12 protein-coding genes are annotated in these 12,803 nt (G+C 66.8%); 7 read left to right on the top strand and 5 right to left on the bottom strand.

The genetic code is table 11. From position 1 onward, the window contains the following. Nucleotides 1–27: 27 nt before the first annotated feature. Nucleotides 28–816 (bottom strand): GTP-binding protein, encoded by a 789-nt coding sequence (locus tag QH195_RS23485; protein ID WP_280437032.1) that lies wholly within the window; start codon nt 814–816, stop codon nt 28–30. Nucleotides 817–971: 155 nt separating this feature from the next. On the opposite strand from QH195_RS23485, the gene QH195_RS23480 reads away from it, so the two are divergent. From QH195_RS23480 to QH195_RS23465, 4 genes are all read left to right on the top strand, one after another. Beyond that, the gene (locus QH195_RS23480; protein ID WP_280423788.1) at nt 972–1,394 is read left to right on the top strand and encodes a Zn-ribbon domain-containing OB-fold protein; all 423 of its coding nucleotides are present in this window, start codon (nt 972–974) and stop codon (nt 1,392–1,394) included. Continuing rightward, a complete protein-coding gene (locus QH195_RS23475) occupies nt 1,387–2,589 on the top strand; it encodes a lipid-transfer protein (RefSeq protein ID WP_280423743.1) in 1,203 nt (400 codons plus the stop codon). Before QH195_RS23480 ends, QH195_RS23475 begins: the two co-directional genes overlap by 8 nt. A gap of 490 nt (nt 2,590–3,079) precedes the next feature. Further along, entirely contained in the window at nt 3,080–4,180 is a 1,101-nt protein-coding gene (locus tag QH195_RS23470) for a hypothetical protein (protein ID WP_280437031.1), read from the top strand. Nucleotides 4,181–4,245: 65 nt separating this feature from the next. Next, nucleotides 4,246–5,094, top strand: a complete 849-nt coding sequence (locus QH195_RS23465) for an LLM class F420-dependent oxidoreductase (RefSeq protein WP_280437030.1) — start codon at nt 4,246–4,248, stop codon at nt 5,092–5,094. A 40-nt stretch (nt 5,095–5,134) separates the two neighbouring features. Here QH195_RS23465 and QH195_RS23460 read toward each other — a convergent pair whose 3' ends face one another. The 3 genes from QH195_RS23460 to QH195_RS23450 all read right to left on the bottom strand — a co-directional run bounded on the left by QH195_RS23460 (nt 5,135) and on the right by QH195_RS23450 (nt 8,182). After that, nucleotides 5,135–5,467: a hypothetical protein gene (locus QH195_RS23460; RefSeq protein ID WP_280437029.1), complete on the bottom strand. Its 333-nt coding sequence runs from the start codon at nt 5,465–5,467 to the stop codon at nt 5,135–5,137. 62 nt (nt 5,468–5,529) lie between these two features. Next, nucleotides 5,530–6,780, bottom strand: coding sequence for an oxygenase MpaB family protein (locus QH195_RS23455; protein WP_280423739.1), 1,251 nt, complete (start codon nt 6,778–6,780; stop codon nt 5,530–5,532). 493 nt (nt 6,781–7,273) lie between these two features. Continuing rightward, complete coding sequence (locus QH195_RS23450; RefSeq protein WP_280437028.1) at nt 7,274–8,182, bottom strand: SDR family oxidoreductase; 909 nt, start codon at nt 8,180–8,182, stop codon at nt 7,274–7,276. A gap of 193 nt (nt 8,183–8,375) precedes the next feature. On the opposite strand from QH195_RS23450, the gene QH195_RS23445 reads away from it, so the two are divergent. After that, nucleotides 8,376–8,861, top strand: coding sequence for a DUF4383 domain-containing protein (locus QH195_RS23445; protein WP_280437027.1), 486 nt, complete (start codon nt 8,376–8,378; stop codon nt 8,859–8,861). Nucleotides 8,862–8,875: 14 nt separating this feature from the next. On the opposite strand, the gene QH195_RS23440 is transcribed toward QH195_RS23445, so the two are convergent. Next, nucleotides 8,876–9,790 (bottom strand): universal stress protein, encoded by a 915-nt coding sequence (locus QH195_RS23440; RefSeq protein WP_280437026.1) that lies wholly within the window; start codon nt 9,788–9,790, stop codon nt 8,876–8,878. Between the two features lie 230 nt (nt 9,791–10,020). Between QH195_RS23440 and QH195_RS23435 the strand changes: the two genes are divergently transcribed. Further along, nucleotides 10,021–11,013, top strand: coding sequence for an Acg family FMN-binding oxidoreductase (locus tag QH195_RS23435; protein WP_280437025.1), 993 nt, complete (start codon nt 10,021–10,023; stop codon nt 11,011–11,013). 302 nt (nt 11,014–11,315) lie between these two features. Next, complete coding sequence (locus tag QH195_RS23430) at nt 11,316–12,731, top strand: lipase family protein (RefSeq protein WP_280437024.1); 1,416 nt, start codon at nt 11,316–11,318, stop codon at nt 12,729–12,731. The last annotated feature ends 72 nt before the right edge of the window (nt 12,732–12,803 follow it).

Below are 12,803 nucleotides of genomic sequence, written 5' to 3'. Positions count from 1 at the left end.
GCCACGACGTGTGCCTACCCGCGGCGGTCAATAGTCGAGGGCGTGCTCGGGTTGGCAGACGTGCAGGGGCGACGGCAGGTATCGGACGATCGCGTCCAGGAGTGGGGCGATATGGCCCGAGGGCGTCGTATCGCAGAGGACCGGCGCGATATCGCCGAGGTGAGTGAGGTGGCGGACGCGGTCGTACAACCGGTCGGCCCCGATCTTCCGGAAGCCGGGAACTTCGTCCGGAGCCAGTGCATTGTGCTCGCTCACCGTGGCCAGGAGGTCGCCGTACCACTCTTCGGCGACCGTCCGATGACTCCCGTGGAAATCGGCGACCATGGGTTCGCACGCCCACATCGGGATCAGGTCGCGCGCACCTTCGAATTCGGCGCCCAGGCCGTGCGGCACCTGGAGCGCCAACGGCACGGCCCCATGGGTGCCGGCGATCGTCCGGAGGCAGCGGTCGAAGTCGGCGGCGGGATGGTCGAGTCGGGTCACCAGGCACAACCGTGCCACCTGGTGGTCGTCGGCGACCCGCAGTAGCGTCTCGAGCCGGGGAGCGCGCGGCGCGGCGGCGTTCATCACCGCGATCACCCCGTCGGCCACTCGGATGGAGCGCTCCAGGGTCGCGATGGGTAAGCGACTCGACAGTTCGGCGATCCTGATCGTGTGATCGCTGTGGTCCGTCGTCCACCGCACCGTGGTCGAGATGCCGGTTCCGGTTCTGCTGAAATTGCGCAGCAGGCGGTGCACGACGCGGGTCGTCTCATCGGGTTCCCCGACGACCGTGACGTTGCGGATCGACTGCGGTTCGATGACTTCGCTACCCATCGTGTGTATTACTCCAGATCGACCCGAGGACGGCTGTTGCCTCCCCGATCCGGCTCACGGTACCTCCGGTGGCGCGCGGATGGTGCGGGTTTCCGGCCCAAAGTAGAACGTGTTCCTATACGGTCGGGTCTGTGCAGAAAGAACAACGCCCCGCCGTGGCCGACTGGTTCACCGCGGATGACGGCACGGTGCGCCTGAAGGGAAGTCGCTGCACTACCTGTAGCACGCCGTATTTCCCACGGAACACTCTCGCCTGCCGGAACCCGCAGTGCACGGGCCCGAAGGACGGCTCCGAGCTCGCCGAGTACCTGTTCTCCACCCGTGGCCGGATCTGGTCGTATGCGGACGCCCGGTACAAGCCGCCACCGCCGTATGTCTCGCCCGAACCGTTCGAGCCGTACGTCGTGGCGGCGGTAGAGCTCGAGGTCGAGCAGATGGTGATTCTCGGGCAGGTGGTGCGTGGCCTCACGGTGGACGATCTGGCTGTCGGCATGCCGGTCGAGTTGACCCTCGGCGTGCTGTACGAAGACGAGGAAGCGGAGCACACGGTGTGGATGTGGAGGCCGGTCGATGCCTGAGTCGAATGACCGCGATATCGCCGTCCTCGGTGCGGGTATGCACCAGTGGGGCAAATGGGGACGCAATTTCGTCGAATACGGGCTGGTCGCGGCGCGGGCCGCACTGGCCGATGCCGGGGTGGACCACCGCGACGTCGGCTATATCGCCGGCGCGGACACCATCCGCAACGGATACCCCGGATTCGTCTCCGGCGCGACGTTCGCCCAGGCACTGGGCTGGTCGGGCGCGCGGATCTCGAGCAGCTACGCCGCCTGCGCGTCGGGCGCCCAGGCCGTCGCCAACGCCCGCGCCCAGATTCTCGCCGGATTGTGCGAGGTAGCGTTGGTGGTGGGCGCCGACGCCACCCCCAAGGGTTTCTTCCAGCCGGTCGGCGGCGAACGCCGCGACGATCCGGACTGGTTGCGTTTCCACCTGCTCGGGGCGACCAACCCCATCTACTTCGCGCTGTACGCCCGCCGGCGGATGGCACTGCACGGCGCCACCCTCGACGATTTCGCCGCGGTCAAGGTGAAGAACGCCCGGCACGGCCTGCACAACCCGTATGCCCGCTATCGCAAGGAGGTGTCGGCCGAGGAGGTCGCGGCCTCGGCGATCGTCTCGGACCCGCTGCGCCTGCTGGATATCTGCGCGACCAGTGACGGCGGTGCCGCGTTGGTGCTGACCTCGATGGAGTACGCCCGCCGCCACGGAGTGACCGATCCGGTCCGCATCCGGGCACTGTCGACGGTCACGCCGACGTTCCCGAAAACCGTGATCGATCTGCCCGATTTCGCGACGGATTCCGCCGTGGCCGTCCAGCCGCCGCCGCGCGAGTTCCGTTCCGCCGTCGCGCACGCCGCCTACGAAGAGGCCGGGCTCGGTCCCGCCGATCTGTCCCTCGCCGAGGTCTACGATCTCTCCACCGCACTGGAACTGGACTGGTACGAGGATATCGGGCTCTGCGAGGTCGGCGGCGCCGAAGACCTGCTGCGCAGCGGCGCCACAACCTTGGGTGGGCGGATCCCGGTCAACCCCAGCGGCGGGCTGGCCTGTTTCGGTGAGGCGATTCCCGCGCAGGCGATCGCGCAGGTCTGCGAGCTCACCTGGCAGTTGCGCGGCGAGGCCGATGGCCGCCAGGTGGACGATGCACGTGCGGGTATCGCGGTGAATCAAGGCCTCTTCGGTCACGGCTCGGCGATTATCGCCACTCGCTGAACAGGGGACCCCGTTCAGCTCGCCGGCCCCGGGCGACCACTCGTCACGACGGGAGCGAAGACGGCGGGCTGTGCAACCTCGCCTGTGGCCTCGCGGTTATCCGCGGAGCCGCAGGCGTTGACCGTGCGGCGCCGGCCACCCGGCACAGCCCGGACGCCTGTCGATCTGCCCCGTACCGCGGTCCCTCTCGACGAACAGGAGGCTTCACAGACTCATCGCCGGCCGGCAGGTCCCGTACGTATCGGGTCACCGAGGGACGCCGCCGAGCACCTCTTTTCGCCCGCTCGAGCGGGCGAACAGCGTTGTGGGCCAGTCTCCGGCAGTTCGCGCCACTACCGAAACGATTACCCGATATTGCCCGGCTATCGGGTTATGGTCGGCTTCCGGTGTGTATGCCGGACGCGAGTACGACGGGGTCCGACGGCAGGGGCATGCAGTGGTTCGTGACAACGGGCATCGAAACCGCACAGCGCCGGGCCACGGACCGGCCGTGAGCGCTGTGCCCGCACCCCGCCCCGGCCGGCGTCGCACCGGAACGGTGCGCAATGTCTACGGCAACGCGTCCGCGGAGACGTTCCTGGTCATTGCGATCACCACCATCCTGGTCACCCGCGCCTACCTCGCGCTCACCGATTATCCGCAGGTCGGCGGTGGTTCGCTGCATATCGCGCACGCCCTGTACGGCGGTGCCGCAATGATGGTGGCGCTGCTGGTGGGCTGGCTGCTGCTCGGGTTCACCGCGCGGTCGGTGGCCGTGGTGATCGGCGGTATCGGCTTCGGGTTGTTCCTCGACGAAGTCGGCAAATTCGTCACCGCCGACAACGATTATTTCTACGGCCCCGCTGCCGAGATCATGTATGTGCTGGTGCTGGTGATCCTGGTCGCCAACCGGCTGCTGCGGATCGTTCGGGCACCGACCGTGGACGAATATCTCGCCAACGCCGCCGCGATCGCGGCGACCGGGATGGTTGGCGGGTTGCCCGCGCATCGGCGCAGTGCTGCCCGCGCGATGCTGGACCGCGCCGCGGAAGGCGGAGCCGATCCGCGCGCCGTTCACGGTATCCGGTTGTTGCTGGACGCGGCCGATCATCGGGTGGACCGGTTGTATTCGGTCCGGCAGTGGTTGCCGCGTCTCGTTCCCGGTTTCCTCCGCAGCCCCCGATGGGTACCGGTCATCGGCTGGTTGCTGGTCGCGTCTTCGGCGGCGGGGGTGATCACCGGGATCGTCGTGTTGCTGACCGGCGGGCTGTCGCTGCGGGCCGCCGACACCGTTGTCGATCTGGAGCGAATGGGGATCGCCGAACTGATCCTCTTCGTCAGCGCCTGCCTGACCTTCGCGACAGCGGCTCCGGCGGTGTTCTGCTATCGCCGGGCGGGTCCGCTGTGGCCACTGCAGACCATGCGCATCGCGGCGCTGATATTCACCGTGCTGAACGCATTCGCCGATTTCGCGACCGATGGATTCGGGGCGGTGGCGGGCGTAGCGGGGGGTGTTTTCGCGATGGCCGTCCTGTCCCATCAGATTGCGGAACGCGTCGGTATGCCCGCACCGGCAGCGGATCGGCCGGACGAACAGCCTGGGCTCGCATAACTTCGCTGCCGACCCGCCGAGCCGATTTTGACCTGGACCACACTCCAACTTCTAGCCTGGGTCTCATGCGATTCGCGTTCAAGACCTCCCCGCAGGACACGACCTGGGCCGATATGCTGGCCGTCTGGCGGGCCGCCGACGATATCGAGATCTACGAATCCGGATGGACTTTCGACCACTTCTATCCCATCTTCTCCGACTCCACCGGGCCCTGTATGGAGGGATGGACCACCCTGACCGCGCTGGCTCAGGCCACCGAACGTCTGCGCCTGGGCACGATGGTGACCGGTGTGCACTACCGCCATCCGGCAGTCCTGGCCAATATGGCCGCCACCCTCGACATCATCTCCGGCGGCCGCCTCGAACTCGGTATCGGCGCCGGGTGGAACGAGGAGGAATCCGGCGCGTACGGCATCGAACTGGGCAGCATCACCGAACGGCTCGACCGGTTCGACGAGGCCTGCCAAGTACTCATCGGGCTGTTGAGCCGGGAGACAACCGATTTCGACGGCAAGTTCTATCGACTGACCGGCGCCCGCAACGAGCCGAAGGGCCCGCAGCGCCCGCACCCGCCGATCTGTATCGGCGGCAACGGTGAGAAACGCACCCTCCGCACCACCGCCCGTTACGCCCAGCACTGGAACTTCGTCGCCGGGACTCCCGCGGAATTCGCCCGCAAACGCGATGTGCTGGCCGCGCATTGCGCCGATATCGGCCGTGATCCGAAGGAGATCATGCTCTCGGCGCAGAAGCGGCTGGACCCCGACCTGGGCTACGGAGAGCTCATCGACTGGGCGGCCGCACTGGGCGCCGAGGGCCTGGAACTCGCGATCATCTATCTCCCGCCGCCGCACGACCCGGCCGTGCTGGAGCCGCTGGCCGAAGCTGTTCGTGATTCCGGGCTCGCCGCATGAGTTCCACCGGACATCATCGATACCTCGACCCGAGTACGAGTCACCCTGTGTAGTGGGCCCGTCCCGGCGAGCAGGGACTCGGCAGGGCCGATATCGTGGCCAGATCGCAGACACCGTCGGTCAGCATCTGGAACGGGGTGACGCCGAGCAGCACGATGATGCCGATGATATCGCCGTTCCCGACGAGTACCCCGGCCGTTCGCGCGGCGGCCGAGCCGGAGTCCAATGCCGAGGACCCGGTTCCGGATTCGCCCGCGGCCACCGGCGCGACAGACGGGGACGGGCCGGGTTGGGCCGTCGCGCCGGCCGCGGTGCCGACGAGGCCGGCCACCGCGATCGAGGCGGCGGCAAGACGAATGATTGTGGGCGTCATCGCGCTCCCTTGATGGTGGGTGGATCGAAGTCTTCGGAGTGACGGGTTGCGTGCCGGATGGTTCAGCGCGGTGGAACGCTCATATCGCGGTTCATGGTGGGGATTTCGATACTGATCGGCATCCGCAGTTCCGACAGGTACATCAGGGCGGCCTTGCGCAGGAACTCGTCGAGCAACCAGTAGGGATCGGCGGCCGGCGGGACGGCGGTGAGAATGCCCTCGCGTACGGCGATGAACGGACCCCAGCTGAACCGCAGCAGCGGATCCCAGACCGGTTCCCGCGGGATGTGCAGGCCGTCGGCGATCTGGTCACCGAGCAGGAAGCGGGTGAACGCGCCGAGAACGGGCTTGCTGAGGATCGTGAGGTCGATATTGGCGCCCAGGCTCAGCAGCCGGTCGGCCAGCTTTATCCCTTCGGGGGTCGGCGCCAGGATGGGGTCGAGAACCTGCGCCGCCTGAGAGTTGGCTTCCGGCCACGATTTCGGGATGTATTCGTCGCGAACGCCGAGCATATGTCCGGCCACCTGCCAGGAGTGCAGGAACGCTTCCGATTCGTGCACCGGGATGGGCACTTTCCAGGAGGTCAGATGCTTCATCACGGTTGTGGGCAGGCTGTGCCAGGTGACCATGATGTCGTTCTGACTGATCGGGATGTCCTCCTCCGCGGAATGCACCCAGTGCGGTGACTGCGGCAGCAGATGCCGCACCGCCGCATGCACCAGCCTGGTTTTTACGCAGGTGACGATCATTTCGCCGTCGGGCGCGTAGGCGTTGTTGCTACCGATGTCGTAGCCGAGTTTGGCGGTTTTGGAGATACGGTCCTCGAGGTCGTGACCGCCTTTGGAGTAGTAGACCGAGCGGGCTTCCTTGGGGATGACGGTGCTCATCATGCCGCTGGCGAAGCCGTACAGCACACCGAGATACAGTCCGCGCTTCTTGTTGAACTCGATCGCAGTGTTCAGCTTGCCCGGATCGGTCCACTGCGGCAGTTGCCGGGCATATTCCATGAAGTCCCGCAACTCCGGCGGCAGACCGGCGGGCAGCGGTTGTCCGTTCCGGGTCCAGGTCCGCAGCGCATCGTTGATCCTGGGCACTTCTCCCCGGTCGATCAGCCCGGCGACCAACTGGTCCGCCTCGGGATCCCACACCGTCAGCGGGTCGGCGCCGGAACCGGATCCGGCTACCGAACCCTGCGGTGACCATGTCCACGGCTGCGCCCGACCGGTGGATGTCGCCGCCACCACCGCGAACGCCCCGGCAGCTCCCGCCACCCCACCGGCTTTCAACGCGTTTCGCCTACTGAGTCCATCCATGCCGTCACTCCTCATTGAGTTCGATCACCGCCGACAAGGTGCAGCCTGCACGGTTCATCACGGCGGAATACTCAATAACTTACCAGCTGTACCAGACAGCTGTCCAGGACTTCGAGTTCCAACTGCATTACGGGAATGCGGTCGGCAAAGGCGGGCAGACACGGCCACAGGCTGACTCTATGCCCACAATCGACGCAGGTCGCCGAAAGAAAGGCGCACCGAGGAAGCGAATCTTCTCCGCTCCGGCCGAGCCGGAGAAATACAGAATTACTGGTTACATCGTGGCGCCTGGCTTGGCCGCACACACAGTCGGCGACCGACCGTCCGCGCTCGGCACGGTCGGATGACGCGCGGTTGAGGGGGCGCACCCGCGCAGCACAGCATGACCCGGCGGTGGGCCGGGCACCCGATCCGACGCAACGATCCACCCGGCCGTCCGCGACCGGCTCCGCAATGAGGGGAAGCGGGCGTGCAGGCCCGGCAGCGAACAGTCTCAGCGGGTGGTGGTCAAACCGCCCGTGACAGCAAGGATCTCACCGACGGTGTAACTGGAATCCGCATCGGAGGCCAAGTACACATAGGCGGGTGCCAGCTCCTCCGGCTGCGCCACGCGACCCATCGGCCCGTCGCTGCCGAGCTGGGCGAGCCCCTCCTGCGGCATGTTCGGGTCGGCGATATTGAGAACGGTCCAAGTGGGGCCGGGAGCGACCACGTTCGCCCGAATACCGTCCTTGACCAGGTGAAAAGCGATGGATTTGGTGAAATTGACCAGCGCGGCCTTGCTGGCCGCGTAGTCGATCATCGTATCGCTGCCCTTCAGAGCTTCCTCCGACGCGGTCGCGATGATCGAATCACCCGCCTTCAGATGGGGGCGCGCGGCCTGAACAAGATGAAAGTAGGCGTACGCGTTCACCTTGAACGACCGATCCCAGTCTTCGAACGACAGCTGTGACAGGTCCAGCTGACTGTTCAGATGAGCCGCATTGTTGACCAGGATGTTGAGACCACCCAGTTCCCGAACTGTCCGCTCGACGATGTCGTAGCAGAACGACGCTTCGGCGAGGTCGCCGGGCAGCAGCAGACACCTACGGCCTTCGGCCTCCACCGCACGGCGCGTCTGCTCCGCGTCCGACTGCTCCTCGGGCAGGTACCCGATGGCGATATCGGCGCCCTCGCGCGCGTAGAGCACGGCCACCGCCCGGCCGATACCGGAGTCGCCGCCCGTGATCAGCGCGATCTTGTCCCGGAGTTTGCCCGCCGCGCGATAGCGGTCCGACCGGTAACGCGGGCGCGGCCGGACATCCTCTTCGCTGCCGGGGGCCTGTTGCCGCTGTTCTGGATAGGGAGGCGTCGGTTCCGAGAGGACCTGGGGCTCGCTGGCGTGCTCGTTCTTGTCGTGCATACGAGAACCTCCTGGCGTTTCCGTGTCGAGGAGGCTATGCCCGGGAACGTCGGCGGCAAACTCGCCGAGGTACAGCGCGGCGGAGAATGCCACCACCGACGTTTGCCACGCGGCGATGGGGGCATTCGCGACGGCATCCGGTTGCCGATTCGCGAGACGGTCTTGCGAAGACAGCGGGAGGGAGGACACCACCATGTCGGACCGCACCAGTTCGACCCGCACTGCCCGTTCCCCGGTTCAGCTCGCCGCGATGGCGGTCGGCGCGGTATTTCTCCTGGCCGGCGTGCTCGGGTTCATTCCGGGCATCACCACGAACTACGACACCATGGAATGGGCCGGCCACCATTCCGAAGCACAACTGTTCGGCCTGTTCAACGTGTCGATACTGCACAACATCGTGCACCTGATATTCGGCGTGGCCGGCCTGGCCGCGGCAGCGAGCGCGGTCCTGGCACGCGCCTACCTGCTGGTGGGCGGCGTGATCTACCTGCTGCTCTGGGTCTACGGCCTGCTGATCGACCAAACCAGCGACGCCAATTTCGTTCCGCTCGACACCGCCGACAACTGGCTGCACTTCGGCCTCGGCCTCGGCATGGTCGCGCTCGGGGTGATCCTGCCCCGATGGATGAACACTCCCGGCCGGCACCTGTCGGGACAGCAACCCGGGATTATCGAATAAGCCGGGCAACGGCCTCAGGAGTCTGCGGTGCGATAGATGACGATCGGGCGGTCGGCGCGGTGCAGCACGTTCTGGCCGGTCGATCCGAGCAGGGCACCGCGGACGCGGCCCCAGCCTTTACTGCCCACAATCGCCATCTGGGCATGGTCGAGGGCGTGCAGGAGTTCGCGCGCCGCAGACCCCCGCCGGGACCTCAGTTCCACGGCCACGTCGGGGAACTGCGCTCGATACGGGGCGATGATGTTCGAGAGTTCGTTTTCTTCCGAGCGGGCAATCGCGTCCCAATCGATGACCAGCGCTGTCCGGCCCCGTTTCTGTATCGCGCCGGGGTCGGCGGCTGCGACCGCCGAGCTGCCGGTCCAGGTCCGGACCGCCGTCACCGGCACCGACAGTAATCGGGCCCATTCGAAAGCCAGCCGGGTCGCGGCTTCCGATATCGGGCTCCCGTCGGATCCGACCGCGATCGGGCGGTCGTCGGGGGACGCGTCGGCGGGGTCACCGCGCCATATCGCGACCGGGCACACTGCCTTGTTGGCCACCCGCAGAACGGTCGATCCCAACAGCCAGCGTTCGACCGAGCCCGCGCCGGTCGCGCCCAGCGCGATCATCGCGGCCTGCCCTGCCGCTTCGAGCAGGCCGGCCGCGGGGGTTTTGTCGTCGGCGATCAGCTTCAGCTCGACCTCGGGCGCCCATTCTCGAAGCGCGGCTTGCGCCGAGTTCAACAGATCGGACCGATAGGCCTGCTGCATTTCTTCCAGTTCTTCGGCGCTGAACGCCACATCGGGTATCGGACCCGACGCCGGCGACGAATGCACCAGGTGCAGAGGCAGCTCGAGCTTGCCGGCGAAAGCGGCGGCCCATCCGGCGGCACCCAGCGAGGCCTCCGAGCCGTCGATACCGGCCACGATGTGTTTTCCGGGAAGCACCATATCCGCGCCTTTCGTACCGCGATCCTCGCTCGGAGACCGCCGTGGAGGGGGGCGGCGCCTGTCGCGAGATGAACGAGAGGCCACGCCGGTCGTACGCACGCATAGGAGATTCTCTGTGAAGCGGGGACCGGTGGCAACCATCCCGCAACCGGATCTCACTGGCTCCGCAACCGAGATGGTCCGCGTGTGGCTGGTCCATGCGACGCGTTCGGATAGGTATGGTCGAGCATATGAGCGCTGGTCCCAGCGGGTCGACAATCGCGGAAGCTGTCCGCCTCGCGGCGCGGGCTCCCTCGTTGCACAACAGCCAGCCGTGGCGGTGGCAATCCGATGGCGAAGTACTGCGGCTGTTCGCGGTACCCGAGCGGATGCTGACCACGACCGACCCCAGCGGCCGCCAGATGCTGATCAGCTGCGGCGCCACGTTGGACCACTTGCGAACAGCCATGGCGGCTGCCGGTTGGCGTCCTTCCGTGGCACGTTTCCCCGACCCCGGCAATACGACCCATCTCGCGGACATCACGTTCGAACATTCACCGCTCGTGACCGATGCCGACCGTGCCCGCGCGGCGGCGATCGACCGCCGCTACACAGACCGCCTGCCGTTCGGGCCGCCGCCCGGCTGGCCGGATTTCGAACCGATACTGCGGTCGGCGGTCGATACCACAGACACCGCTGTCAGCATCCTGCCCGAGGAAAGCCATCCCGCCCTGGCCCACGCCACGCGGATGACCGGCGCGCGCCGGCGTTACGATTCGAACTATCACGCGGAGCTGCACTGGTGGACCGGGCACGTCATCGGTGCCACCGGCGTCCCGAAAACCTCCCTGGTTTCACCTCGGGAACATGAGCAGGTCGATATCGGCCGACAATTCCCGGCCGCGTCATCGGATACCGGGACCTCCGGCGAGAACTCGTCCGACCATGCTGAGGTGCTCGTGGTCTCCACGGCCGGCGATACGCCCGAAGATCACCTTCGATCCGGTGAAACGGTGTCGGCCGTACTCCTGGAGTCCACCCGGGCGGGATACGCGACCTGTCCGCTCACCCATCTGACCGAGATATCCGACAGCAGGCACGTGGTCCGGCAGTTGATCGACGGCGATCAGTCGCCCCAGATCCTGGTCAGGGTGGGAGCGCCACCGCAGCGCGACCGGAGACCGGAGCGCACTCCGCGGTTACCGCTCACCGAAATCCTGTCCACCGGGCGGTCCGGGGACTGATCGGCGCCGGCAGTGTGGAAATCGACGGTGAGGTCGATTCTGTGTGTCCGCGCGAAGACGGGAAACCTGCGGGTCGCCGGTGACCACGGGCACCCATGATCATCGAAAGTAGCGATCGATTCGGGCGGGTTGTCTCGAATCGGTAGCAGCTCGCCTCCAATCTTGTGACGTATCAGGGCAACCTGCTGCCGGCCACGTAGCCTGGGCTCAGGCCCCGGTAAAACAGGGGACATTTCGGGGGACGGAACTCCACATCTCCTCGGGTGCCGCATATTTCGACATCGCATCCAGGGGCGTGTGCCATGAGATGTTTACGTGCCGGCGCACTCGCGTTGCTCGTCATCATGCCGTTGCTCATCGGGCAGGCCGCCGCCCGACCCCCCGCGCCGCCGGGCTTGCCCTTCCCCGCACTCCCGGGCTTCCCACCGGCCGCGGATACCAGCGGTGCGCTCCTGCCCGGTATCCAGCAGTGGATCGACCAGGTGCTACCGCCACCACCGATCGCGCCACTGCCCCGGCCGGTACCGGGGGGCGAGACGACGGGCCCGGAACCAGGTCTGGCGGCACTGCATCAGGCGGTGTTACCCGCGCCCGCCGGCGATCCCCTGTTCGACCAGTGGCCACCGGACCTCGCCGGTTTCGCGCCGGGTGCGGTAATCGAGGTCCGCGACATCACTGCCTCGGCCGCGCCGCTGGTTGTGGTGCCGATCCGACAGGCAGTGTTGTTCAAGTACCGGACCACCGACGCGCACGATCGCCCGTCCTTCGCCACTGCCACGCTGGTGATCCCGGCGACCGCATCGCCGGTGCCCGGGGCGCGGCCGGTGGTGGTCAACAATCTCCCGATCGACGCTCTCGGCCGTAAGTGCACACCGGGTTACACACTGGCGCACGGTATCTCGGGCGACAGCGCGCTCACCGATTTCGTACCACCCACCACCCAGCTGGCCGCCTTGCGTGGTTACGCGGTGCTCGTCCCGGACCATGAGGGACCGTTGATGGCCTATGCCGAGCCCTATGTCGCGGGCCACGCCGTCCTGGACGCGGTACGCGCGGTGCGCGGCTGGCGCCCGGCCGAATTCGGCGCGAGCAGGTTCGCGATGACCGGCTATTCCGGCGGTGCCATCGCCACTCACGGTGCGGTGAAATTGATCGAGAGTTACGCACCCGAACTCGCGCCGGCCCTGGCCGGGGCGGCGCTCGGCGGAGTGCCCGCCGACTACGAGATCCTGGCCCGCAGTATGAACGGCAATCTGGCCTCGGGTGTCTTCATGGCGGCAGTCTTCGGTATCGCGCGGGAGCGGCCCGAGATCCTGGCCCGGATGAACCACCTGGCCCAGTGGGTGAGCACCTCACCGATAAAAGACCAGTGCATCAGCGTTTTCGCGCTGCCGGGCGTACTGCACCTGCCGATCGATATCGCCGCGAATATCGCCGACCCGCTGCGATCGACGCTGGCACACGACATCTACACGGTCACCCGGATGGCTGGACTCGCGTCGGCGACGCCGCTCTACATCTACAACGGCGAACAGGAATTCTGGATACCGGCCGAGGGTGCCCTCAACCTGTATCGCGAACAGTGCGCCTTGGGCGTCATCGCGGTGTATCGCAGTGTGCTCGGCGAGCACGTCATCGCGGCGGGTCTCGGTTATCCCGAGGCCGTGCTCTGGCTGGACGAGCGTCTGCGCGGTATTCCGGCGCACAGCGAATGCTGAACGCCCTCCGGAAGCTGTCTGCGCCGTGCCGGCCTCCGACGGCAACGCCGATTGATCGAAGCCGGTACGCGT

The organism is Nocardia carnea, from assembly GCF_029868855.1.
Classification (GTDB): Bacteria; Actinomycetota; Actinomycetes; order Mycobacteriales; family Mycobacteriaceae; genus Nocardia; species Nocardia carnea_A.
Note: the sequence above shows the minus strand (reverse complement) of the source record. Positions and strands in the feature narration are given on the sequence as shown.

Bases quoted from the DNA above. Each gene is read 5' to 3' on its own strand.
- QH195_RS23485 (WP_280437032.1), bottom strand. From the start codon at position 816: ATGGGTAGCGAAGTCATCGAACCGCAGTCGATCCGCAACGTCACGGTC.
- QH195_RS23475 (WP_280423743.1), top strand. From the start codon at position 1,387: ATGCCTGAGTCGAATGACCGCGATATCGCCGTCCTCGGTGCGGGTATG.
- QH195_RS23465 (WP_280437030.1), top strand. From the start codon at position 4,246: ATGCGATTCGCGTTCAAGACCTCCCCGCAGGACACGACCTGGGCCGAT.
- QH195_RS23460 (WP_280437029.1), bottom strand. From the start codon at position 5,467: ATGACGCCCACAATCATTCGTCTTGCCGCCGCCTCGATCGCGGTGGCC.
- QH195_RS23455 (WP_280423739.1), bottom strand. From the start codon at position 6,780: ATGGATGGACTCAGTAGGCGAAACGCGTTGAAAGCCGGTGGGGTGGCG.
- QH195_RS23450 (WP_280437028.1), bottom strand. From the start codon at position 8,182: ATGCACGACAAGAACGAGCACGCCAGCGAGCCCCAGGTCCTCTCGGAA.
- QH195_RS23445 (WP_280437027.1), top strand. From the start codon at position 8,376: ATGTCGGACCGCACCAGTTCGACCCGCACTGCCCGTTCCCCGGTTCAG.
- QH195_RS23440 (WP_280437026.1), bottom strand. From the start codon at position 9,790: ATGGTGCTTCCCGGAAAACACATCGTGGCCGGTATCGACGGCTCGGAG.
- QH195_RS23435 (WP_280437025.1), top strand. From the start codon at position 10,021: ATGAGCGCTGGTCCCAGCGGGTCGACAATCGCGGAAGCTGTCCGCCTC.
- QH195_RS23430 (WP_280437024.1), top strand. From the start codon at position 11,316: ATGAGATGTTTACGTGCCGGCGCACTCGCGTTGCTCGTCATCATGCCG.